Below are 22,370 nucleotides of genomic sequence, written 5' to 3'. Positions count from 1 at the left end.
CCGCCCCCGGTTCACGCCGTGGGTGGGGCCGGGGGGGGGGCGCAGGACCGCAGGCGCCATGGGCCCGAGGCATGCCTCGGGCGGGTTGGGCAGGACGCCCAACCCCGGCCTTGCCGGGCGCGCAGGATTGTGCGCGCGAGCAAGGCGCCTACGAGCTTACATGGATGTACTTGCAGCGTGTCCCGCGCCCCCCCCCCCGCCCCCCCCCCCCCCGAGAAACAACCAGCCATTCACCCCGGCCCGACCCAGCACGTAGAAACAACGAGCCATGACCCGCTGTTGCTGTTGCTGTTGCTTCAGATGTTGCTCGTAAGCGGTCGCGGCCGCAGGCCGCGCGGCACCCCTACAGATGCCGTACTTCCTGCTTCAGCGTCGCCACGCAGCGGCGGCTGACTTCCAGCGGCTGCTTGCCATGCCGCAGCACCGCCTGCACCTGCCCGCCCGTGCCACGCCGCAGTTCCACCAGCTCGTGGCGTGCAACCAGGCAGTTGCGGTGAATGCGCACAAAGCGGCTGGCGAACTCTTCCTCCAGCGACTTCAGCGATTCCTCGATCAGGTCTTCGCCGCGTGCGTGGTGCACCACCACGTACTTCTCTTCGGCCTGCAGGTAGTGGATATCGTCCAGCGGAATCAGCCGCAGGCTGCCGCGCAGGCGCGCGCACAGCATGCTGCGGGCCTGGCCACCGTTGTGCTGCGGCTGGCCATCACGACCGGCCAGGAATGTCCGCGCGCGGGCGATCGCCGCGGCCAGCCGCTCGGCGCGTACCGGCTTCATCAGGTAGTCGATGGCCGCCGCTTCAAACGCCGACAGCGCATGTGCATCGTAGGCCGTGCAGAACACCACCGCCGGGCGCGGCTCGAAACTGGCCAGGTGGCGGGCCGCTTCCAGGCCATCCAGCCCCGGCATGGCGATGTCCAGCAGCACCAGGTCCGGTTGCAGTTCCGCACAGGCGTGCAGCGCCTGCTCACCGTTGCCGGCTTCGGCCACTACCTCGATGCCCTCCTGCGCGGCCAGCAGGCTGCGCAGGCGTTCACGGGCCAGCGGTTCGTCATCGGCGATGACCACCCTCACGGTCGCTCCTTCATTGGATCGGCACTGTCACCTGGCAGGCATAGTAGCCTTCGCTCCAGCCTGCCGTCATCCGCGCACCGCGGCCAAAGCGCCAGGCCAGGCGATGACCGATGCTGTGCTGGGCATGGCCCGCGCCACGTGCCAGCGCCAGCCCCGGCGCCTGCGGGTCAGGTGCGGGATTGCGCACGGTGATCTGCAGTTCATCGCTCTGCCGGGCCAGGTGCAGTTCAATCGTGCCACCGTCCGGCAACCGCGAAATGCCGTGCAGCACCGCGTTTTCCACCAGCGGCTGCAGCACCAGGCGCGGCATCGGCAGCTCCCACGGCAGCGGTTCGTCGCGTTGCCAGCGCACCTGCAGGCGATCACCCAGCCGCAGCGACTCAATGGACAGGTAGCGCTCGGCCAGTTCACATTCTTCGCGCAGGGTCGCATCGCCCTCGCCCGCGCCCAGCGCCGCACGGAACAGATCGGACAGATCCAGCACCGCGCGCTCGGCCACGGCCGGGTCACGGTGCAGCAGGCTGGCGATCAGGTTCATGCTGTTGAACAGGAAGTGCGGGCGGATGCGCGCCTGCAGCGCATCGGCCTGTGCGCGTGCATTGGCCTGCAGCTGCGCGGCCCAGCGATCACTCACATAGAAATGGCGCAGCGCCAGCGCGGTGATCAGCGCGGTGGTGGCCGCACTGCCCAGGGTGAAGCGCAGGAAGCTGATGCCGCGGGTGAAGTTGTCACCCAGGACCGCATACAGCGCGTGGATGATGGCCGCGCAGGCCACGGCGATCAGCGCCGCCAGGGCCACGGCGGCGACCGCGCCCAGCGATTCGGGCAGGCGTGACAACGGCCGCCGCAGCGCGCACAGGCTGATGCTGACGGCCAGCGCCAGCCACAGCGCGAAGCCGCTGGCCGAAGCCAGCTCGCCCAGCGTCCAGTGCCGGCTGCCATCGGGCGCCAGCGCCAGCACCACCACGACCAGCTCGGCCAGGCCCAGCATGGCCGCCAGCCGCGGCAGGCGGCACAGTTCCGGCATCCATGGGGCAGCGCTGGCGGCGGCCATGGCTCAGGCCACGCCCAGCCGTTGCTGCAGCCAATCGCCCAGCGCGTCGATTTCCTCGGCGCAGACCTGGTGGGCCATCGGGTAGCTGTGCCACTGCGGCTGCAGCCCCAGGTCGCGCAGCACCTGCGCGCTGTGCTCGGCCACCGCCAGCGGAATGACCGGATCGCCGGTGCCGTGGGCCATGAACACCGGCACGTCCACGGCGCCTTCCACACGGGTGGCGCTCTGCGCGTCGGGCAGGTACGTGGACAGCGCGATCAGGCCAGCCAGCGGTGCGGTGCGCGCCAGCGCGGCGCTCAGGATCACCGCGCCCCCCTGCGAGAAGCCCGCCAGGAAGATGTGGTCGGCGGCGATGCCGCGCTCGATCTCGCGGGCGATCAGCGCGTCCAGCTGCGCCATCGATTCACGCACGCCGGCCATGTCGGCGCGCGAACGGAAGTCCATGCCGACGATGTCGTACCAGCCGCGCATCGGCACGCCGTTGTTGATGGTGATCGGCCGCACCGGCGCGTGCGGGAACACGAAGCGCAGCGCCGGCCAGTGCGGGCGTACCAGTTCCGGCACGATGGGTGCGAAGTCATGGCCGTCGGCGCCCAAGCCGTGCAGCCAGATGACCGACCACTGCGGCGAAGCGCCGGTTTCCTGTTCCACCGTTTGCAGCATGTTGCGGCTCCTGTACGTTCGAGCCGCATTATGCCGGTGCCGCGCGGGGATCAGTACAGCGGCGGCTGCTCGGCGGCCTCGCGGCGCAGCTGCGCGGCGCGCACCAGTACCGGCGGCGGCAGATTCTCTTCGGGAATATCCAGCAGGCCCAGGCGGTGCAGGAAGGCACCGGGCGCGCGCGAGGAGGTCAGCGCCACCACCGGAATGGCCAGCACCATGCCGATCACCACCGGCGCCATCCAGGCTGCCAGTGACGGCGACACTGCCCATGCCAGCAGGCCCATGAACGCGCCGAACAGGCCCAGCCCGCCGTAGCCTCGCACCAGCGCCCACCAGGAAATGCCGCCGTCGTCGCGCTGCTGCGCATCCCAGCCCGAATCGCGCCCGGACAGCACTTCGGCCACGCCGCGCGACTGCACGTACATCACCACCGGCGCCATCAGCGCCGCCAGCACGGTTTCCACCAGCATCGACACAAAGGCGCGGATCGCACCGCCACAGCCGCGGCGATCCACCGGGTCCAGCAGCATGGCCAGATAGCCCAGCACCTTGGGCATCAGCAGCACGGCCATGGTGGCGCCGAACAGCCGCACCACCTGCACTTCATCCTGCGCACGCCAGTAGACGCTGGGCGACAGATGCAGCACGGCATTGAAATCGATGCCTTCCTGGAACAGCGGGATGGCAATGCCGATCAGCATCAGCATGCCCCACATCGGCGCGGTGAAGTAATGGCCGATGCCGATCAGCATGTGCACCCGGCTGATCCAGTGCAGGCCACGGCTGCCCACCACCTTGCCGTGCTGCAGGTTGCCCTGGCACCAGCGGCGGTCGCGCACCAGCAGATCGGTCAGGGTGGGCGGGCCTTCCTCATAGCTGCCGCCCAGGTAGGGCACCATGTGCGCGGCCCAGCCACCGCGGCGCATCAGCGCGGCTTCCACGAAATCGTGGCTGAGCACGTGGCCGCCGAAGGGCTTGCGCCCGGGCAGCGCCGGCAACCCGGCGTGGTCGGCGAAGGCGCGGGTGCGGATGATCGCGTTGTGGCCCCAGTAATTGCTCTCGGCGCCGTGCCACCAGGCCACGCCGCGGGCGATGACCGGGCCGTACACGCGCCCGCCGAACTGCTGCATGCGCGCGAACAGCGTGCGCCCGCCGATCACCGACGGCAGGGTCTGGATCAGGCCGACGTCGGCGTTGTGTTCCATGCCGGCCACCAGGCGCACGATGCTGTCGCCGGTCATCAGGCTGTCGGCGTCCAGGATCAGCATCTGCGGGTAGGCACCGCCGAAGCGGCGCACCCAATCGGCGATGTTGCCGGCCTTGCGGCCGCTGTTGTCGCTGCGGCGGCGGTAGAACAGGCGCACCTGGCCGTCGGGCACCAGCTCGCGCAGTTCGTTGAACACCTGCTCTTCGGCGCGGGCGATGTCCTCGCGGCGGGTGTCGCTGAGCACGAAGAAGTCGAAGCGCTGCAACTGGCCAGTAGCCGCCACCGATTCATAGATGGCACGCAGGCCGGCCAGCAGGCGGCGCGGATCTTCGTTGTAGGTGGGCATCAGCAGCGCGGTACGGCTGTGCACCGCCGGCAGCGGCTTGTCCGGGTCGATGCCCAGACGGTAGCCGCGGTCGAACACGGCGGTCAGGAAGCCGGCCACGGCGCTGGCGAAGGACAGCGCGATCCAGGCGAACAGGCCGACGAACAGCACCAGCAGGCAGGCTTCCAGCACGCTGATGCCATTGCCCGACAGCACCCGCCACATCATGCGGGTGGCGGCGGCGGTCATCACGGCCGTGCCGCCCAGGATGTACAGGCGGCGCAGGCCGATCAGGCGCGGCGAGGTGCGATGGCGACGCACCTTCAGCGCGCCCTCGCCCAGGCTCTGCTCGGGCATGACCAGCGGCGATTCGGCAGGCAGCAGCGCCCAGCCGGCATCCAGTTCCGGGTTGCCCGTGCTCGGAATGTGGGTTTGAACTTCCATGCAGGCCTATTCCGCCCAGGCGCTGCGCCCCGCCATCCCGGCCGGGCTGCATGCACCAAGGTTCCCGACGCGCCTTCCCGGCGCCCGCACTTGTCCAGTCTGCAAGGGCTTCACGCCGCGCAGTCGATGTCTGTCACTACCGGAACCCACACGATCTCCAACGGGGCGGAATCGAAAAATGCGGCCCAGTCTAGGCGGGCAAATGTAAGCCCAGTGCGAAGGTTTGTGCCGGGAAATGTCCCCATTCAGCCAGCAGCAGGCGAGCGCCGGGCTGGATCGTTACAAATGAGAACAACTCTCATGAATATGCGCAGAAGTGGGCCGGTCGCGTCAGTCGGCCAACGCGATCCCGGCCCTGGCAAATATCACTCGTCGGCCAGTGCCGGTGTGTTGGCGGCACCGCTGGCCGCCGCGCGCGCGCGCTCCATCGCCACCGCCAGTTGCTGGCGGGCAAGCAGTTGTTGTGCCTGCACCACTTCAGGTGTCGGCAGAAGCACCGGTCCCGGTGCGTTTTCCGGTGTAGCAGCTGTGGTCATGCAACCTCCATGGACATTCCGCCAACGCCTGGATGAAGCCGGGGCGCCAGCGGAACTGCGCACCCTATCCTAAAAACAAGGCGGGTGGGTGACGGTGCAACCGCCGGACGCGGCGAATTCCTGAGCAAGGCGTCACATTTTTGACGCGACCCTGTACCACCTGAATGCGCCGCCATTTATCATGAAAACGTTTTCTTACAGGGATGTCCCTACTCAATGAATGCCGTAGACCTCTCCCGCTTCAGTCCGAAGTGGCAGTTCCGCTTTGCCTTCTACCAGCAGCACGGTGCCCCCAAGGAGCCCGGCTTCAAGCAGGCCTGGAAGGCCCTGTCCTTCGGCGACCGGCTGAAGATCAACCTGAACTTCTTCGCGTTCTTCTTCGGCGCCATCTACCTGTTCATCCTGGGCATGTGGCGCAAGGCGATCGTGGTGATTGGCATCAACGTCGTGCTGATGGCGCTGGCCTTCGTACTGCCGGAAATCGTCGCCCGCGCCCTGTTCATCGCCACCAACTTCCTGGTGGCCTCCAGCACCAACTACGCCTACTACCTGGAACAGGTGAAGGGCAGCACCAGCTGGAACCCGTTTGAAGGAATGTTCTGAGCGAATCAGACCTGCGCATGGATGCGCGGCAAGGATGCACACGACGCCCGGCCCCCGCCGGGCGTCTTCGTTTCCAGCCCTCAGGCGGCGCGCAGCACCTTCGACGCCGTGGCATCGGCGTGCAGGCGGAAGCGCGACACCGCCACCGCCAGCTGTTCGGCCTGCTCTTCCATGGCCCGCGCAGCGGCCGTGGCTTCTTCCACCAGTGCGGCGTTCTGCTGGGTGGTTTCGTCCATCTGCACCACGGTCTGGTTCACCTGCTCGATGCCGGCGGACTGCTCGCGCGAGGCGGCCGAGATCTCGGCCATGATCTCGTTCACCCGGCCCACCTGGCCCACGATGTCCTGCATGGTGCGGCCGGCACCGTGCACCAGCTGCGCACCGGCACCGACATGGGCCACCGAGGCATCGATCAGCTCCTTGATCTCCTTGGCCGCGCCCGCCGAGCGCTGTGCCAGCGCGCGCACTTCGCTGGCCACCACGGCGAAACCGCGGCCCTGCTCGCCGGCACGCGCCGCTTCCACCGCGGCGTTCAACGCCAGGATGTTGGTCTGGAAGGCGATGCCGTCGATGACCGAAATGATTTCGGCAATGCGCTGCGACGAGCTTTCGATCTGCTCCATGGTCTGCACCACCTGGCCGACCACCTGGCCGCCTTCGCTGGCCACGCCGGCCGCCGACGCCGCCAGGCTGTTGGCCTGCTGGGCGTGCTCGGCGTTCTGGCGCACGGTGGAGGTCAGCTCTTCCATCGACGCGGCGGTTTCTTCCAGGTTGGCCGCCTGCGTTTCAGTTCGGCGCGACAGATCGTTGTTGCCCGATGCAATCTCGCCGGCGGCCAGGCGGATGCTGGCGGCCGACTGCTGGATCTGGCCGACGATCTGGGTCAGCTGCTGCACGGTGCTGTTGGCATCGTCGCGCATCACCGCGAACACACCGTGGAAATCACCCTGCATGCGCGTGCTGAGGTCGCCGGCGGCGATTGCGCGCAGCAGCGTGGACAGCGCGGCCAGGTTGTGGTCGCTCACCTGCATCATGGTGTTCAGGGTTTCCACCATGCGGCGGAAATCATGCTCGAAGCGCTGGGCATCGCCGCGCACGGCGAAATCACCGGCAGCGGCAGCGGCGGCCAACTGCTGGATCTGATCGTTGATCGCGCCCAGGTTGTTCTTGGTGGTGGCCATGGCCGCGGTGAACACCGCCTTTTCGCCCGGCAGGGTTTCCATGTCCACGCTCAGGTCGCCCACGGCGTAGCGCTGCATCACCTCCACCAGGCGCTGGGTGACCGCATTGCTGGACGCCACCAGCTGGTTGCTGTCGGCCACCATGCGGCCGTACTCGCCCGGGAATGCCGAAGCATCCATGCGGTAGCTGATCTGCCCGGCATCGTGGCGCTGCGCCATCTCGGCCTGGGCGGCCATGACCGCCTGCAGCTGGCCACGCATGGCCTGCATCGCCTCCAGCAACCGGCCAATTTCATCGTTGCTGCGTGCGGGCATGGCCGAATCCAGCTTGCCGGCGGCCACATCGCCAGCGATGCGCACGGCTTCGGCCAGCGGACGAATCGCCAGGCGGCGCAGCAGCACGTACACACCGGCACTCAGGGTCAGCGCGGCCACCACGCCCACCAGCAGGGTCAGCCACAGCAGCTGGCGCGCTTCGGCAACGATCACTGCATGCGGCACCACCACGCCCAGGGCGAAGCGCTGCGGCGCGTTGCCGATCTTCAGCGGCACGTACAGGCGCACGTTGCCGGCATCGTCCGGTTCAAAGGCTTCCACGGTCTTGTCGGCAGCAATCTGCTGCAGCATGGCGCGGGTGCCGGCATCGCTGCGCGGCTTGCCGATCTCGGCCGGGTTGGCAGCAGCCAGCACCACGCCCTTGGGCGACAGCAGCTCGACCCGCCCGGCGCCCATCGGCGCCAGCGTGGCCAGGTGCTTCTGCAGGGCGGCCAGCGAGAAATCGACGGTGAACACACCCAGGAAGGTGCCGTTTTCTACGATCGGCGTGCTCAGCGTGCTCATCAGCACCTGCTGGCCGCCGATGTCGTAGGCGTAGGGTTCGCTGACCTTGGGCAGCTTGTCGCGGCTGGGGCCCACGTACCAATCACTGGAGCCGCTCGCATTCTCGGTGTAGTCGGTCATGGTGGACTGGGTCGGCTTGCCGTCCTGCCAGGCCCAGTAGCTCATGTAGCGACCGGTGGCGTCGTGCGCCTCGGTGTTCACGAATTCGGCGTCCTTGCCATCGAAGGCATCGGCTTCCCACATGGTGCTCTTGCCCAGCCATTCCGGGTGCGCGTGCAGCTGGTCGCCGATGATGGCGGCCAGGCTGGCGCGGTCGGGCACATCGCCGCGCGCGCGCTGGGCCAGGACGGCCTCGGCCATGGCGTCGTTGCTGGCGAAGGCAGTGCCCAGGTCGGCGGCGACTTTGCGTGCTTCGGCATTGGCTTCGCTGGCCATGGTCTGGCGCGAGGCGTTGATCAGGCTGCTGCTGGCCTGGCGGTAGATCAGGAAGGCGGTCAGGCCGAAGCACAGCAGTGCGATCAGCGCGGTGCCCAGCATCAGCTTGTGGGCAATGCTGCCGGGGCGACGGGCAGCCGTAGAACGGGAAGGCGACATGGAAGGATCCGCAGGTGATTCAGGACAACCGGCACCGGTGGGGGCACCGCGCAGATGCGCGATCCCTCGCGCGGGCCACCTTCCAGAAGAAGGCGCGCACCGGGTTAACGGCCGCGCGCCGCACAGGTTGAGCCGAACCGGGCGCCGAAGCTGAACGCGCTCAGCCTGGTGGGCTGGCGCGGTGCCGCCGGCGTTCATGGCCGTCGAGCAAGCTCGACGCTACGGGGAACCCGGGTGCCCGCCGGCGCGCGCCCGTTCGTAGAGTCGAGCTTGCTCGACTGGCGCGGTGCCGCCGGCGTTCATGGCCGTCGAGCAATCTCGACGCTACGGGTTACGGTCGGGCCATCGCGCGGGGCAGCACTTCAATGCTGCCGGCGGCGTACTGCTGCAACACCTCTTCGGGCCCGTGGCGCGGTTGCCAGCCCAGCTGCTGCTGCAGCCGGCGGCTGTCGTACACCCGGTCGATCGACGGCGGCAACGACCAGCCACGGCGATCGAATTCGGCCAGCAGCTGCGGCGCACGCCGCGCCAGCACCTGGCGAGTATCAACGGCCAGCTGCAGGCAATCCTCGCGCTGGAACGGGCTGGCACCGCAGGCGATGTAGCGCTGGAACACGCCACCTTCGTCCAGCAGCAGCGCCGCATGCGCGCTGGCCACATCGCGCGCGTCGATGCCCCGATGCAGGCGGAACAGCGCCATGCGCTCGGGCGGCTCCGGGAAACAACGGCCCATGCGCAGCACGCGCACGCTGAAGCTTGCCGATGCGGCCTGCTCGGCCAGTGCTTCGGCCTGCAGCTTGCTGCGGTGGTAGATGGTGCGCGGCTGCGGCTGGGTGTCTTCGTCGATCCAGCGGCAGCCGCCAGGCACCACCGCGTGGCCATACAGCGCCGTCGTGCTGGTCAGTACGAACCGCCGCACACCCGCCTGCCGCGCCAGCTGCAGCAGCTGCGCGGTCGCGTCCACGTTCACCGTCTGGAACACCGCTTCGTCCACCAGGCCCACATGCGGCGCGTGCAGGGCGGCGGTATGGATCACCGCATCCACGCCATCCAGGGCGCGCTGCAGTGCCGTGCGGTCAGTCACGTCGGCCACGATGCGCGTGGTGGCAAACGGGCTGCGGTCCAGCCCGATCACCTCGTGCTGCGCCGCCAGCGCACCAAAGATCGCGCGGCCGATGCGGCCGGAGCTTCCGGTCAGCAGAATCTTCATGGAATCCATTCACTCGACAGCGCCCGGAACGTACCGGGATGAAGCGATTCTAGGCAGGCAGTGCGACCACTGCGAGAGCAGCGCATTGCAGTTGTGCGCGCACGCACAGAAAGGCCCCGCCATGTGGCGGGGCCCGGGTTGGCTGGTGGGGGTCAGCCAGAAACGTTCAGGCGATCAAGCGGCCTTCATTGCGTGCTTGCGGGTGCGCATCACGGCGTGGCACTCCTGCACGTCCGGCAGCCACTGGGTCACTTCCTGGCGCACGGCCGGCGGCAGGTCGTTCTCCTTCAGCGCGTCCTTGAACGCGCCCAGCAGGCGGTCTTCCGACTCTTCCAGCTCGGCTACGTAGCCGTAGTTGGTATCGCCGAAGGCGGCGCGCACCTTGCCGTAGAACTGCTGCATGGAACCGACCATGGTGCCGTGCTCGGCCGGCTTGCCGCCGGTGGCGGCCACGGCGCTGCTCAGCGAGGTCACGATGCGCGCCTTGACGCCGGCGATGCGGGTGAACAGGGCCGACAGCTCGGCATCCTTCACCTTGGTGGCCGCTTCTTCATAGAAGGATTTGCCGTCGCGAGCGATTTCGATCAGGTCGTTCAGACGGCTTTCGATGGTGGACTGGGTGCTCATGGCGTGGCTCCTTTTCGGATCTGCGGGAAGGGGCAGCGGTGCATGACCGTTGCCGTGCGCAGCCACAGTGATCGAACGCGTGTGCGGTGCAGGTGAGCAGCGATTGATGCGGGAATCACGCTGTAGAACCGGCGCTGACTGCTTCACGCGGCGTTGCAGCTGCTTCACGTGATTGCAGCAATTGCAGACGCTTTTGCCTCTTTCAATGGGCATCGCCCCACGCCTAGATTCAGCCTGTGCACAGTCGCGTGCCGCCATCTGGAAAAGGCGCTTCCACAATGAACCCCCTGGTCACTTCGGCATGCCTGCTATTCCTTCTACTCGGTGCGACCGGTCCAGCACGAGCAGCAGACGGCAGTACAGATGCTCCGCGGATGGATGACTTCACCTTGATCGAAGAATCCAGACCCCACGCATCGTCAGCCAGTGCGGCGCCATCGCAGCTGCGACGCGTTTATCGGCTTGGGACGGGTGAAACGGTAGAGCTGGTCCATACCGAGCTGGCCAGTGGAATGCTGGAGCTGGATGCAAGCCAGCAATCACCTTCGACGCTGGATGCACTGGATCGCTATTGTGCCCGCATAGGCGGAACCGTTTCGAGGGACAGCGTGTCCGTGTTTTCACCGCAGACCCACACGCTGCTGTCCTGTGTGGGAACCGCGCCGCGGCCAGGCAAGCCCGATCAAACAAGGGCCGAGACCGTAGCACCGTCTGCGAAGCGGAACTCATGTGGGGCAACAAGCAGCATCGTCATGGATGGCCCCGGCTCTGTGTACCGCGGGGATCCTGGCGGATATGCCGTTCACGCCGATGCGGAGTTTGAAACTGTCAGCGGTCAGGTCGTGTCATGGGTGGCCAGTTTCATCCCGGGTTGCAATGTCGGCGAATCGGTTTCCCTTAACAAATGGCTGTGGGTCTCACGCGGGGTGGTCTGCTCTACCGGGGGGCTGTCTCCCGGAATCCACGAAGGAAACGCAGCACTGTCGGTGTGCGGCCATTTTGACCAGAGCTCCATTGCCACTGAGATCTGGGCACTTCATGGCCGTTGAATCGCGCTTCCAAGCAACTCTTGCGCGCGCGGTGACAACACGCAGCCCTGCGCCTGCAGTCGCGCAATGGCCCCACGCGTGCGCCCCAGAACCCCGGTATTGGCAATGAAGGTGAATGCGCTTCCTTCAAATGCCAGCACGATGTTCTGGGTACTGCGCCAGTTCCGGTAGTCCACTTCGGAAATCGCGCTGTAGGGCCGCTCACGGCGGCGCAGCACGCGGTATTCCACACGGTCCGCGTGCAGTATCAGGCGCGGGTTCAGGCTGTTGTGCGCCAGCGCGAACCATGGCAGCGCGCGCAGTCCCAGGAACGCAGCTTCCAGGGTGACGGTGAGGGACGTGGTGTGCATGGCCCATTATCGCAGCCGCGAACCCTTCCCTCACGTGACAACGCCCCGGCAGGTTGCCGGGGCGCTGGTGCCTTACTTCTGCTGCAGGAAGGCCAGCAGGTCCTGGTTGACCTTGTCCTTGTGGGTGTCGGTCAGGCCGTGCGGCGCACCCGGGTATACGATCAGCTTGGCGCCCTTGATCAGCTTGGCCGACTGGCGGCCGGAGATGTCGATCGGCACGATCTGGTCGTCATCGCCGTGGATGACCAGGGTCGGCACATCGAACTTCTTCAGGTCGGCGCGGAAGTCGGTAGCCGAGAACGCAGCGATCGAATCGTAGGTGTTCTTGTGGCCACCCTGCATGCCCTGCGCCCACCAGGCGTCGATCAGGCCCTGGGAAACCTTCGCGCCCGGGCGGTTGAAGCCGTAGAACGGGCCCGACGGAATGTCCTTGTACAGCTGCGCGCGGTTTTCCATCTGCGCCTTGCGGATACCGTCGAACACTTCGATCGGCAGACCGTTGGGGTTGTCGGCGGTCTTCAGCATGAACGGCGGCACCGAGCTGATCAGCACGGCCTTCTTCACCCGGCCGGTGCCATGGCGGCCGATGTAGCGCGCCACTTCGCCGCCGCCGGTGGAGAAGCCCACCAGGGTCACGTCGTGCAGGTCCAGGGTGTTGATCACCGTGGCCAGGTCATCGGCGTAGTGATCCATGTCGTTGCCTTCCCAGGGCTGGCTGGAACGGCCGTGGCCGCGACGGTCGTGCGCGATCACGCGGTAACCGTGGTTGGCCAGGAAGATCATCTGCGATTCCCAGCTGTCCGAGTTCAGCGGCCAGCCGTGGCTGAAGGTGACGACCGGGCCGTCCTTCGGGCCCCAATCCTTGTAGTACAGCTGCACGCCATCGGCGGTGGTGATGTAGCTGGCGGTGCGGGCAATGCTGGTGACAGCGGCCGGCTTGGCCGGCTCGGCGGCCTGGGCGGACACGCCGGCCTGCACGGACAGGGCCAGCACGGCGGCGGCCAGGGTACGGGTAGCAAATTTCATGGTGGAACCTCGTCTTGGGTGGTTGGACAGGCGCTACTGTGCGCCCGGAACCGGGCGCATCGGTGACGAATGGTCCGTAAAACTTGATCGACCGTATTGGATCGATGTGCTGCGACCTCATCCGCCTGATGCCATGTGCAACCTGTCGAACGGCGCCCCCATCGTTCGTCGGAAGACATAGCGCAGGCCGTCTCCCTGCAGGAGCAGCACCATGCAACCGACCATCACCGCCTTTGCCACCTCCCCCGACCGTGGCCAGGGCCTGGCCCGCGACATGCGCGTGCGCTGGGCACTGGAAGAACTGGGCCTACCCTACGACGTGCGCCTGCTGAGCTTCGCTGAAATGAAGGAACCGGCACACCGCGCGCTTCATCCGTTCGGGCAGATTCCCACCTATCAAGAGGGCGACCTGGTGCTGTTCGAATCGGGCGCGATCATCCTGCACCTGGCCGATCAACATCCCGGCCTGCTGCCGCCCGATGGCAACGCACGCATGCGCGCGATCATGTGGATGTTCGCCGCGTTGAACACGGTGGAGCCGCCGATTGTCGAACGCTCGCTGGCCTGGGTGCTGGAACGCGAACAACCCTGGTATGCGCAGCGGCTGGTGATGCTGGATGAGCGCGTGCGACGTCGGCTGGGCGAACTGTCCGCACGGTTGGGCGATGGCCCCTGGCTGGAAGCTGGGTTCAGCGCCGCCGATCTGTTGATGGTGTCGGTGCTGCTGCGCTTGAAGAGCAGCGGCATCGTCGATGAATTCCCGCTGCTGGCCGCCTACGTGGCGCGTGCGACGGCACGACCGGCCTACCAGCGCGCGTTCGCCGCGCAGCTGGCAGTGTTCCAGAACGCCTGATGGCGCGCCGCTCCGCCCGCCTCAGCGCAGCGGATCGGCCGCCACGCCCTCATGGGTGATCTTCACCGGCAGGATGTGGCCCTGGGCATCGAATTGCATGCGCTCGATGGCGGTCACCCGATGGTCGCGGGTGCTGTCACCGTGGGGGCGACGGTGGTAGACGATGTACCAACGATCGGTGCCCGGCACCTGGATCACCGAGTTGTGGCCGGCGCTGGTGGCGATGGCTTCATCCTGCTGCAGGATCTTGCCGACGCGCTTGAACGGCCCCGTCGGTGCATCGGCAATGGCATAGGCCACCGAATAATCCGGGCTGCCCCAGCCGCCTTCGGACCACATGAAGTAATAGCGGCCGCCGCGCTTGAACATCAGCGGGCCCTCCACGTATTCCGGGGCCGGGGTGATTTCCTTGAACAGCGTGCCATCGGCCAGCGGCAGCACGCCGGTGAAATCGTCCTTCAGGCGCACGATGTTGGCGTGCTTCCAACCGCCGTAGATCATGTACCAGGCGCCATCGTCATCCTTGAACACGAACTGGTCGATGGGCTGGGCGCCATTATGGAAGCCGCCGACCAGCGGCTTGCCCAGCAGATCCTTATAGGGGCCTTCCGGGCGGTCGGCCACGGCCACGCCGATGCCACCCAGCTCGCTATCGTTCTTGATGTCGTTGGCAGCGAAGAAGAAGTAGTACTTGCCTTTGTTTTCCACCACCGACGGCGCCCACATGGCGCGCTTGGCCCAAGGCACTGCCTTGGCGTTCAGGACGTCGGCATGCTTGGTCCAGTGCAGCAGATCGGGCGACGAGAACGCATCGAAGGTGGTCTGCGCTTCGTACACGGCCGAGGTGGTCGGGAAAATCCAGTAGCGGCTGCCGAACACGGCTGCTTCCGGGTCGGCATACCAGCCCTGCAGAATCGGATTACCCGAGGTGGCCGGCGGCGCTGCCTGCGCGCCCGACGCCAGTGCCACCGTCATGCAGGCGGCCATCATCCACTTCCACAACGCCATGCCGTGCGCTCCCGTGTTGGATAGATGGGAGCATATTAGATCGATCCAGATAAGGAATGCGAAGGCGGTCCCACTCCGCATGCGGGAGTGGAACGCCGGCCTCAGGCCTTCTTGATGACGGTGCGCTTGCCGATGGTGCTGGTCTTGCCCGCCGTCGGCTTGGCCAGCCCGGGAATCAGGAAATCGGTGACCTTGTGGCCCATGGACACCTTGTGTGCCAGCCAACGCGGCATGCGGCCACGGCCGGTCCAGGTCAGGCGCTTGTATTCGGGATCCCGGTATTTGGGCGCCACCTTGCCGGACTTGCGGCGGGTGGTTTTGCGGGCCGGTGCGGGCGCGGTGTCGGCATCGTCACCGAACAGTTCTTCGATGGTGTAACCGGCTTCGGCGGCGGCGGCCTTCAGCAGGCGGCGCACGGCGGCAGCCGGGCGACGGGAGGTGATCAGGGCCTTGCGCTGTTCAGCGGCCGCCACCAGGGCGCCCAGCTCGCGCAGGCTGAGCGATTCGATATCGATAGTCATGGGGGGGAAAGGTCCACTGCGGCAGGCCGGGTGTCAAGCTGGGTTTACAGGACATCCGACGCCCGGCGCGCCCTATGGGTGAATGGCGTAGACGAAGAATGCGTCGTCACGCTCCCATCCCAGGCCTTCATACAGCCGCTGCGCAGGCAGGTAGCTACGGCCGGTCTGCAGTTCCAGGCGCCCCGCGCCACGCCGACGTGCCTCGTCGGTTGCCGCGATCATCAGCGCACGGGCCAGGCCCTGGCGACGTGCCGACTGCGCGATATACAGGTCGTGCAAAATAAAGCTGCGCCGCGCGCTTAGTGAATCGAACAGCGGATACAACTGGATAAACCCGACGATTCCGTCTTCTTCGGATTCGATTACCAGCACCAGTGAATCGCCGGCCTGCAACCGCTCGCGCATGAAAGTCGTGGCCAGTTCAAGGTCGGCAGGCTGTTCGTAGAACTGCCGGTAGTCGTTGAAGAGCGCAGCGACCTGCGGGAGGTCGGAAGACGACGCGATGCGGATGGTGGGTGCCATGGGGAGCCTCCTTGCAGAGGCCTGAGCGTGGCGCTGGGGTGTGAGCGCGGTGCTGAAGGCTGGCTCGCGATGGAGGCGTTGGTGGGCCCACCAGGATTCGAACCTGGAACCAAGGGATTATGAGTCCCCTGCTCTAACCGTTGAGCTATAGGCCCTGTAAGGGGTTCAGGCGCGTTTGCGCGGAGGGCGCGGTAATTCCGGTGTAACCGCGTCACCTGAAAGCTGCTGCTGTAGGGCCGCCATTGCGTCCTGCATCGAAGCCGCGTGAGTGTACCGTTCTGCCATAGCTCTTGTCTTCCAGCCGCCCATCGCCTGGATGGTGGCCGCATCAAGCCCGGCGTGCGCGGCGTTGGTAGCAGCGGTGTGGCGCATGGTGTGCGGGGTGACGTGTTTGGTGATGCCCGCAGCTCGCACGCACCGCGCGAATACGGCATTCATCTGGTATGCCCGGCCGCTGCCGGCGCGTGCCGAGGGGAAGAGAAAGTCGTCGGCCTGAAGACTTTCGATGACTTGGGCCAGGTAGTCGGCCAGCACCTGCGGCATCGGCTGCTCGCGCCGACCGGCCTTGTCCTTGCCGATCCACAGGATGCGCCGCTGCGCGTCGACATCGCCGGCGCGCAAGTTGAGCGCAGCGCTGTGCCGAAGACCGGTGTAGAGCGTCACCATGACGAACCGGTGTGCCAACGGCGACAGATCCTCCTGCGCGGCCAGCAGCAGCCGCTGTGACTCTTCCGGGGTCAGGTAGACCAGCTTGCCCTGCGGCTCGCGCTGACGGGCCAGCAGCGGCGCTGCAGCGAGGATCTTCCGGCGCCGCATCGTATTGAGCATGTGCAGCAGCGCTGAGCGCTCACGGTTGATCGTGCCTGGGCTGGCGCCCTCGCCCTTCCGGGTGGCCACGTAGGCGAGCCAGTCATCATCGGTCAGCCTGGCCACGGGTCGGCGCCCGAGGTGGGGCTTGATGTGATCGCGGAACCGCCGCCTCTTGGTGTCAATGTCCTTGCCGTCATGCCGGCGAAGATAGTCCAGGTAGTCGTCAGCAGCCTGCGCTACCGTCTGGGAGGCGTTGCCCTTGCTCCCCTGTACCCCGTGGGACGCACTGCGCTTGGCGGCCTTGAGCGCGGCCACCACGTCCTCCGCCTGCGTGCGGGTGTATCCCTCCGACTCCAGGCCCACCACTTGGTGATGCCGGCGCCTGGCCACCATCACGTTGACCGACCACCGCCCGTCACCGTTCGCGGTGCGGGTGAAGGTGATCCCTTGCTCACTGATCGATTGATTGGGCTTCAAGGCCCGCGTAGCTGGCCGCGTGAGTTTGAGGAAGGTCGCCATAGCACCTACTTCTGGGTGTTATCGGCGGAGATCTTTCCTTCGCCGACCAAGTGCCTTTCTATATTCGAAGCCAGATCATCAAGGCGCGCTTTGCATGCCAAGTACCTAGCCTCGTCGACCTCGACAGCTAACCGCAGAACGGCCTTGAGATGGTCCGGTGCGCCCGGATTGTCCTCAGCGTCTTCCAGACGCATTCGAGCATCCCTGAGGTCCCGGCCAGCTTGGGTCAGTTCTGCAGTCCGATTCGCCAGCATCAAGTCATCGAGCGTATCCACGCTCTGCCTGAGCCGGAGCACGATTTCTGAGGTCAAAGAGCGCCCGGCCTCTTTAGCGGCCTCGTCCAATCGCGCCTTAAGCCATTCAGGCAGCCTGATTTTGAAATGGGGGTCTGTTGCGGCCATTTGCAAAGAATGACCCAAAGTGGGCCTTGACTGCAATGACCCACTGTGGGACATTGCAACAAATGGCCCATTGTGGGCCATTTGGAGGATTAGATGAAAAGCGCTACTGCAATCCCGCCCGAACGCTTCAAAGGCGTGGAGGCCGCTGCATACCTAGGAATCAGCAAAAGCACTTTGGAAAAAATGCGCGCAAATGGACGCGGCCCTCGCTACGTAAGACTTGGCCGACAGTGCTTCTATCGCCGCACGGATCTTGATGCCTACATCGGCGGGGCCGTAGTTGAGACGACCGACAGTCGTGGACAAAAGAAATAAAAACGGCCCGGGAGCGCGAACTCCCGGACCGTTGCAATCGATACCGAACCCTCTCACAGGAACGACACGACTATGGCCAGCAATGCTACAGCACGCGCCGCTGTAAACAAGCCCACCCAGCCCCTGGCCTCAACGGCCGCTGAAAGCGCACTCGAGAACGCCAGTATCGCGGCGTCTAGATTGGCGCCCAGCAACGAGGAAGAGAGCACAGACACAGCGGTTCGCCTGTTAGCAGGCATCCGCGATGGATACATGTACGACGGCAGCGACGGCAGCGCCTGGTCCCGGGGGGTGCACGGCTTCAGCCGTGACAGCATCGACCTTGCAAACATCGATCAGTGCTTGTCCGGCTTGATTGGGGTACTCGAAGTAATGCATGCCGGGCAGATGGCCTGTGATGAGTTCAAGTCGGCTCTCGGTTCCGTAGCGCATGACCGCCTTTCGAGGGCGGCAAGGGCGCTCGCATACTCTGCGGAGAATTCGATAGACAGTCTCCGCGCCAGGTTGGGGGAGCAATGAGCGTTTCCGTGGAATTGCCGACACGCTTGGCAAAACGACTCGTCAACTCAGCATCCCAAAAGAATCACACGCTGGCCAGCGAAGTCCAGCACCGCCTGGAAGAGTCGTTGCGATTAACCGAATTGCCGCTCTCGCTACCGTTGGATCTGGAGCGACGAGTCGAACGTACGGAGGCGGCAGCTCGTGCGTTTGCCGGCGCAATGCAAATTGCGGACCGGATGAGCCTAGGGAAGAAGCGGGGACTACGCTTCGCGCTAGAGCACACGAGGCGCATGACGGGCGTTGATTTGGGGAAGGAGGTGGAAGCTTTGCCCGAAGATAGAAGCAGGTCTTTGGGTTCGCCAGCAGTGGAGGAATTTCTCGATGCATGGGAGAGTGGCGCGCTCGGCTTGCCGTGGTCGCCGGCACTGTCTGTCGACGTGTACGCCTTCTACCAAACATGGGCCACCGCCGAGGGACAGTGCCCTGCCTACATCGCTCAGTTTGTGCCTGCGTTAATCAAATGCGGGCGTGTGAGCACTGCCCGCAAGCGGTGGCGGCATGGAGGGCGCCTCAATGGCCCCTCCATGTTGCTAGTTCCGAAGGTGGACGCCAAGCGACCAGGCTCACTCACCGATTGGCTAGGGGATTGCATATCAGCCTTCCAAACGGCCGCTAAGGACGCAGGAAACGCCCCATGACAGCCCCCATCCCCCCCGTGAGGGCTAGAAGCGCGCCACTGTCTGCCGAGCACCTGAGAGCCGATCAGGCGCTGTGGCGCCGGTCTCAATCCGGCGTTGGGTCCTCCCTGGCGGCACCCATCGCGGGTAATCGGACGCGCAATTGCTCGGTAGATAGTGATCTGCCGCCTTACTTAATTGAGGCAAGTACGTTGCTTTCCTGTTGCTTGACCGACAAGCCTCCCAGGAGATCAGCTATCCTGTCCACATGCTTCGGGCATCACAGCGCACTCACCAGGCGATACCCCCTTTGGTATCCGCAGCCGGACTTAACCGGTCGCCCCTGTACGTTCATGCATGTGCGGGCTGTGCGGGCATGTGTGCGGGCACGGCGCATGCAGAGAACCCTTGCGGCAGCGGGCATGTGCGGCGCGTGCGGGCTGTGCGGGACACTTCCCGTACATGCGCATGCAGGCGCGTGCCTGCGCACACGCACATGCAGGCGCGCGCACACGTATACATGCCCGCACAGCCCGCACACGCCGCACACACCCACTACGCCAACGCATCGCGGGCGTAGCGCGGCCGCACATCCGCCCGCACTGCCCGCACCTACCCGTGCGTTCGCGCGCTCCTACTACCTAACCTTCTTCTTGAAGAAAGAGTTGAGGGAGAGCAGAACTGTCCCGGCCCGTTCCGTTCGCGCTGCCGCTCTTCCGGAGCTGTTGCTTGAATCGACCTGCCGAGTTCAAAAAATCCGGCGATTGCATCCCACGATGGGGGGCGGGGGAGCGTGTGACTATGCCTCCCATGGCTTTGATTCCCGTGAAACACGACGCTACAAACCTGAGCCTGCCCGCCTGAGCTGCGGAGACCGATCGCATGGTTAACAGGATTGATGAGGCGCTGTCACGGCTGCGGGTTTGTCGAGCCGCCGGGGTGGCACCCTCCGCCGAGTTGCAGGACGAAATACTCGAATGCCTAGAGGCAACAGTCGGCGGAGCAGCACTGCGTAGGCGTCGCGATGCTCTTATACGGCGAGCGGCGCTCCTGCTTCCTACCGGAAGCGAATTTGAGCGTGCTGGTGTGTTGTCCAGGGAGGCAAAGACTCTCTGTCGCATGCGGACACGGGGCAGCACTACAGCCATGGTAGGTGAACCGGCCACGCCACGAGAATGCCTCTATGCCGCCTCCTTGCTCGCCCGGCTCCCTGGATCGCAACGACAGTTCTATCGAGTCCTCACCGCTCAAGGTCACTGACACACCCTCATATTGTTTTGTCAGTGGCGGGCGAGGGAATCTACTTCCACGATGATCATCCTCACCTTCTACAGCGAAATTGCACCCGAAGATGCTCAGTGGGTGCTGAATCAACTCCGCTCCGATCCGCGCAATGCGGTCGAGGTTCGCATCAACTCACCGGGCGGTAGCGTGCACGCGGCATTGGCAATCTTCAACGCCCTGCGCCCGAGAAAGCCAACCGTCTACATCGACGGCGTTGCTGCATCCGCAGCCAGTGTTATTGCGATGGCCGGCCAGCGTATCGTCGCGGCTGAGAATGCGATTTTCATGATCCACGATCCCTGGATTCCAAGCACTTCAGGGAACGCCGCCGAGCTGCGAAGGGAGGCCGAGACGCTAGACCTGCATCGCGACGCGATGCTCACCGCATACGACCGATCCGGGATCAGTAGAAAGGAATTGATCCAGATGCTCGCGGAAGAGACGTGGATGAATGCTAGCGAGGCACTTCGCCTCGGCTTCATAGATGAAATCGCCGAGGCAATCTCCTACGCAGCTCACTCTGAATCCAACTACTTGGCCTATCGCCGAACGCCACAGGAACTCATCACCATGACCCGAAGCACTTCCGTAACTCACTCGCCCCAGCGTCCCGAAGGTTGCGTGACCGCTGCTCCGCAGCAACCTTCCGCCGAGTCCGCACCACAAGGTGCCGCCCCCAACCCGGCATCTCACGCGGACTTCCTCGCCGCTCAGCGCGCACGCAATGACGAGATAGCCGGCTTGTCTCGGAGCTTCCCGCTGAGCCCTGAGGTCCAGAGCTTAGCCCGAGTCGCTCTTGCGGATCCTGCGATGTCGATTGATAGGTTCCGGGCCGATCTGCTCGCTGCGCTGGGACGCGGATCTGAACCGCTCGGTGGCGGGCACGGTAATGGAACCCGGGTTGCATTTGGGGGGCACTCTGGTGGTACAGGCTCTGATTTTGTTGGCGCGGCGAGTGACGCCCTGGTGATTCGTGCGGGTATTCGGATTGAAAACCCTCATGCCGGAGCCAGAGACATCGGCGGCATGTCGCTGAGCGACATCATGCGTGCCTGCGTTAGCCGCGGTGGCCGCTGGGCCGATACATCCACTGGTGGCCGCTCAGCACTCGTTCGTGCTGCAATGAGCACCTCTGACTTCCCCGCGATTCTGGAGAACACGCTCGGAAAAGCTCTAAGGGGTGGCTACGAGTCGGAGCCTGCGACCTACCAGGCGTGGACGCGTCGGGTCTTGGTCCCTGACTTCAAGGAACAATCTCGTGTTCTACTCGGCAGCGCGCCAGAGCTACTGCTGGTGCCGGAAGGGGCGGACTATACCCTCGGCAGCATGGATGAGGACAAGTCCGTTCCCTATAAGGTCAGCAAGTTCGGACGCATTGTGCAGCTGACTTGGGAAGCACTGGTCAACGATGACCTGAGCGCCTTTCTCCGGATCACCCAAGCCATGGGTCAGGCTGCAGCGCGTGCCGAAGGTGATGCGGTGTATCGCACGTTCTCTGAGAGCGATGGAGCAGGTGTGCTGATGCAGGATGGGAAGCCTCTTTTCCACTCCGATCACAAGAACCTCGCCACGGGAGCTACTGTCATTAGCGCTGACGCGCTTGGCGCTGCGCGGGTGCTGCTCCGTAGACAGACTGCGATCGGCGGCGGCGCTCTCAACCTCCCGCCGCGCTTCCTCCTTGTTGCACCCGAGCACGAACAGGCGGCGGAAGTTCTTCTGGCAGCGGCTGCCCGTAGTCTTTCCCAGGGGGAAGAGAATGCACTCATCCCAGCTTGGCTAGCTAAGCTGGAACTGGTAGTCGAGGCCAGATTGGCTGATGACGCGTTCTGGCTGCTCACCTCGCCTGATTCGGTGGACACCTTGGAACGTGCTCACCTGGAAGAGGACAACGGCCCTCGCATAACCGAGGAGGAGGGATTCAACAACGACTCCCGCAAATACAAGGTACGGCACGTTTTCGGCGCACGATGGCTGGATTGGCGTGGCGCTGTGCGAGTACCGTTGAACTAGCTGATCCGACGTGTCCAACGTACGGAACAGTGGAGTCAGACCAGCCAGCGGTGTCTGTAACAACACTGGCAGCCGGCGCCCTGATCACGGGGTGAGCCGGCAGCGGAGGGGGGGGGGCGGAAACCCCCCCCGCGTTTCCACCAGCACCGGGCACGGTGCGTGGTCCAG

21 protein-coding genes and 1 tRNA gene are annotated in these 22,370 nt (G+C 65.2%); 6 read left to right on the top strand and 16 right to left on the bottom strand.

Going from position 1 to position 22,370, the window contains the following annotated elements:
- Positions 1 to 343: 343 nt before the first annotated feature.
- From IAE58_RS14795 to IAE58_RS14775, 5 genes are all read right to left on the bottom strand, one after another.
- A complete protein-coding gene (locus IAE58_RS14795) occupies positions 344 to 1,072 on the bottom strand; it encodes a LytTR family DNA-binding domain-containing protein (protein WP_108750352.1) in 729 nt (242 codons plus the stop codon).
- Positions 1,073 to 1,082: 10 nt separating this feature from the next.
- A complete protein-coding gene (locus IAE58_RS14790) occupies positions 1,083 to 2,126 on the bottom strand; it encodes a sensor histidine kinase (protein ID WP_199934677.1) in 1,044 nt (347 codons plus the stop codon).
- 3 nt (positions 2,127 to 2,129) lie between these two features.
- Positions 2,130 to 2,789 (bottom strand): alpha/beta hydrolase, encoded by a 660-nt coding sequence (locus tag IAE58_RS14785; RefSeq protein WP_199934678.1) that lies wholly within the window; start codon positions 2,787 to 2,789, stop codon positions 2,130 to 2,132.
- Between the two features lie 50 nt (positions 2,790 to 2,839).
- Positions 2,840 to 4,765: a glucans biosynthesis glucosyltransferase MdoH gene (mdoH, locus tag IAE58_RS14780; protein WP_199934679.1), complete on the bottom strand. Its 1,926-nt coding sequence runs from the start codon at positions 4,763 to 4,765 to the stop codon at positions 2,840 to 2,842.
- Between the two features lie 365 nt (positions 4,766 to 5,130).
- Positions 5,131 to 5,301, bottom strand: a complete 171-nt coding sequence (locus IAE58_RS14775) for a hypothetical protein (protein ID WP_199911384.1) — start codon at positions 5,299 to 5,301, stop codon at positions 5,131 to 5,133.
- Positions 5,302 to 5,517: 216 nt separating this feature from the next.
- Between IAE58_RS14775 and IAE58_RS14770 the strand changes: the two genes are divergently transcribed.
- The gene (locus IAE58_RS14770) at positions 5,518 to 5,904 is read left to right on the top strand and encodes a DUF2628 domain-containing protein (protein ID WP_199934680.1); all 387 of its coding nucleotides are present in this window, start codon (positions 5,518 to 5,520) and stop codon (positions 5,902 to 5,904) included.
- 80 nt (positions 5,905 to 5,984) lie between these two features.
- On the opposite strand, the gene IAE58_RS20120 is transcribed toward IAE58_RS14770, so the two are convergent.
- The 3 genes from IAE58_RS20120 to IAE58_RS14755 all read right to left on the bottom strand — a co-directional run bounded on the left by IAE58_RS20120 (position 5,985) and on the right by IAE58_RS14755 (position 10,356).
- Entirely contained in the window at positions 5,985 to 8,519 is a 2,535-nt protein-coding gene (locus IAE58_RS20120) for a methyl-accepting chemotaxis protein (protein ID WP_199934681.1), read from the bottom strand.
- A 331-nt stretch (positions 8,520 to 8,850) separates the two neighbouring features.
- Positions 8,851 to 9,729 carry an NAD(P)-dependent oxidoreductase gene (locus IAE58_RS14760; RefSeq protein WP_199934436.1) on the bottom strand — a complete coding sequence of 293 codons (879 nt, stop codon included), beginning with the start codon at positions 9,727 to 9,729 and terminating at the stop codon, positions 8,851 to 8,853.
- 174 nt (positions 9,730 to 9,903) lie between these two features.
- Positions 9,904 to 10,356, bottom strand: a complete 453-nt coding sequence (locus IAE58_RS14755) for a PA2169 family four-helix-bundle protein (RefSeq protein WP_199934437.1) — start codon at positions 10,354 to 10,356, stop codon at positions 9,904 to 9,906.
- 374 nt (positions 10,357 to 10,730) lie between these two features.
- Between IAE58_RS14755 and IAE58_RS14750 the strand changes: the two genes are divergently transcribed.
- Entirely contained in the window at positions 10,731 to 11,405 is a 675-nt protein-coding gene (locus tag IAE58_RS14750; RefSeq protein WP_199934438.1) for a hypothetical protein, read from the top strand.
- Here the strand turns inward: IAE58_RS14750 and IAE58_RS14745 are convergent.
- Entirely contained in the window at positions 11,393 to 11,755 is a 363-nt protein-coding gene (locus IAE58_RS14745) for a hypothetical protein (protein WP_199934439.1), read from the bottom strand. The genes IAE58_RS14750 and IAE58_RS14745 overlap by 13 nt on opposite strands.
- A gap of 72 nt (positions 11,756 to 11,827) precedes the next feature.
- On the bottom strand, positions 11,828 to 12,781 hold the full coding sequence (locus tag IAE58_RS14740; protein WP_199934440.1) for an alpha/beta hydrolase: 954 nt from the start codon (positions 12,779 to 12,781) through the stop codon (positions 11,828 to 11,830).
- Positions 12,782 to 12,992: 211 nt separating this feature from the next.
- Between IAE58_RS14740 and IAE58_RS14735 the strand changes: the two genes are divergently transcribed.
- Positions 12,993 to 13,634, top strand: coding sequence for a glutathione S-transferase family protein (locus tag IAE58_RS14735; RefSeq protein WP_199934441.1), 642 nt, complete (start codon positions 12,993 to 12,995; stop codon positions 13,632 to 13,634).
- A 21-nt stretch (positions 13,635 to 13,655) separates the two neighbouring features.
- On the opposite strand, the gene IAE58_RS14730 is transcribed toward IAE58_RS14735, so the two are convergent.
- The 6 genes from IAE58_RS14730 to IAE58_RS14705 all read right to left on the bottom strand — a co-directional run bounded on the left by IAE58_RS14730 (position 13,656) and on the right by IAE58_RS14705 (position 17,415).
- Complete coding sequence (locus IAE58_RS14730) at positions 13,656 to 14,642, bottom strand: glycoside hydrolase family 43 protein (RefSeq protein WP_199934442.1); 987 nt, start codon at positions 14,640 to 14,642, stop codon at positions 13,656 to 13,658.
- A 101-nt stretch (positions 14,643 to 14,743) separates the two neighbouring features.
- Positions 14,744 to 15,163 (bottom strand): H-NS histone family protein, encoded by a 420-nt coding sequence (locus tag IAE58_RS14725; protein ID WP_199934443.1) that lies wholly within the window; start codon positions 15,161 to 15,163, stop codon positions 14,744 to 14,746.
- Positions 15,164 to 15,235: 72 nt separating this feature from the next.
- Positions 15,236 to 15,685: a GNAT family N-acetyltransferase gene (locus tag IAE58_RS14720; protein WP_199934444.1), complete on the bottom strand. Its 450-nt coding sequence runs from the start codon at positions 15,683 to 15,685 to the stop codon at positions 15,236 to 15,238.
- A 79-nt stretch (positions 15,686 to 15,764) separates the two neighbouring features.
- Positions 15,765 to 15,840, bottom strand: a tRNA-Ile gene (locus IAE58_RS14715).
- Positions 15,841 to 15,850: 10 nt separating this feature from the next.
- A complete protein-coding gene (locus IAE58_RS14710; RefSeq protein ID WP_199934445.1) occupies positions 15,851 to 17,014 on the bottom strand; it encodes a tyrosine-type recombinase/integrase in 1,164 nt (387 codons plus the stop codon).
- A 5-nt stretch (positions 17,015 to 17,019) separates the two neighbouring features.
- Positions 17,020 to 17,415: an Arc family DNA-binding protein gene (locus IAE58_RS14705; protein WP_267908096.1), complete on the bottom strand. Its 396-nt coding sequence runs from the start codon at positions 17,413 to 17,415 to the stop codon at positions 17,020 to 17,022.
- A gap of 93 nt (positions 17,416 to 17,508) precedes the next feature.
- On the opposite strand from IAE58_RS14705, the gene IAE58_RS14700 reads away from it, so the two are divergent.
- From IAE58_RS14700 to IAE58_RS14690, 3 genes are all read left to right on the top strand, one after another.
- Positions 17,509 to 17,730: a helix-turn-helix domain-containing protein gene (locus IAE58_RS14700; protein WP_100049961.1), complete on the top strand. Its 222-nt coding sequence runs from the start codon at positions 17,509 to 17,511 to the stop codon at positions 17,728 to 17,730.
- A 515-nt stretch (positions 17,731 to 18,245) separates the two neighbouring features.
- Positions 18,246 to 18,929 carry a hypothetical protein gene (locus tag IAE58_RS14695; protein ID WP_199934447.1) on the top strand — a complete coding sequence of 228 codons (684 nt, stop codon included), beginning with the start codon at positions 18,246 to 18,248 and terminating at the stop codon, positions 18,927 to 18,929.
- 1,290 nt (positions 18,930 to 20,219) lie between these two features.
- Complete coding sequence (locus tag IAE58_RS14690) at positions 20,220 to 22,202, top strand: head maturation protease, ClpP-related (protein WP_199934448.1); 1,983 nt, start codon at positions 20,220 to 20,222, stop codon at positions 22,200 to 22,202.
- The last annotated feature ends 168 nt before the right edge of the window (positions 22,203 to 22,370 follow it).

Source organism: Stenotrophomonas sp. S49, assembly GCF_016624905.1.
GTDB lineage: Bacteria > Pseudomonadota > Gammaproteobacteria > Xanthomonadales > Xanthomonadaceae > Stenotrophomonas.
This window is presented reverse-complemented; position numbering and strand designations above follow the sequence as displayed.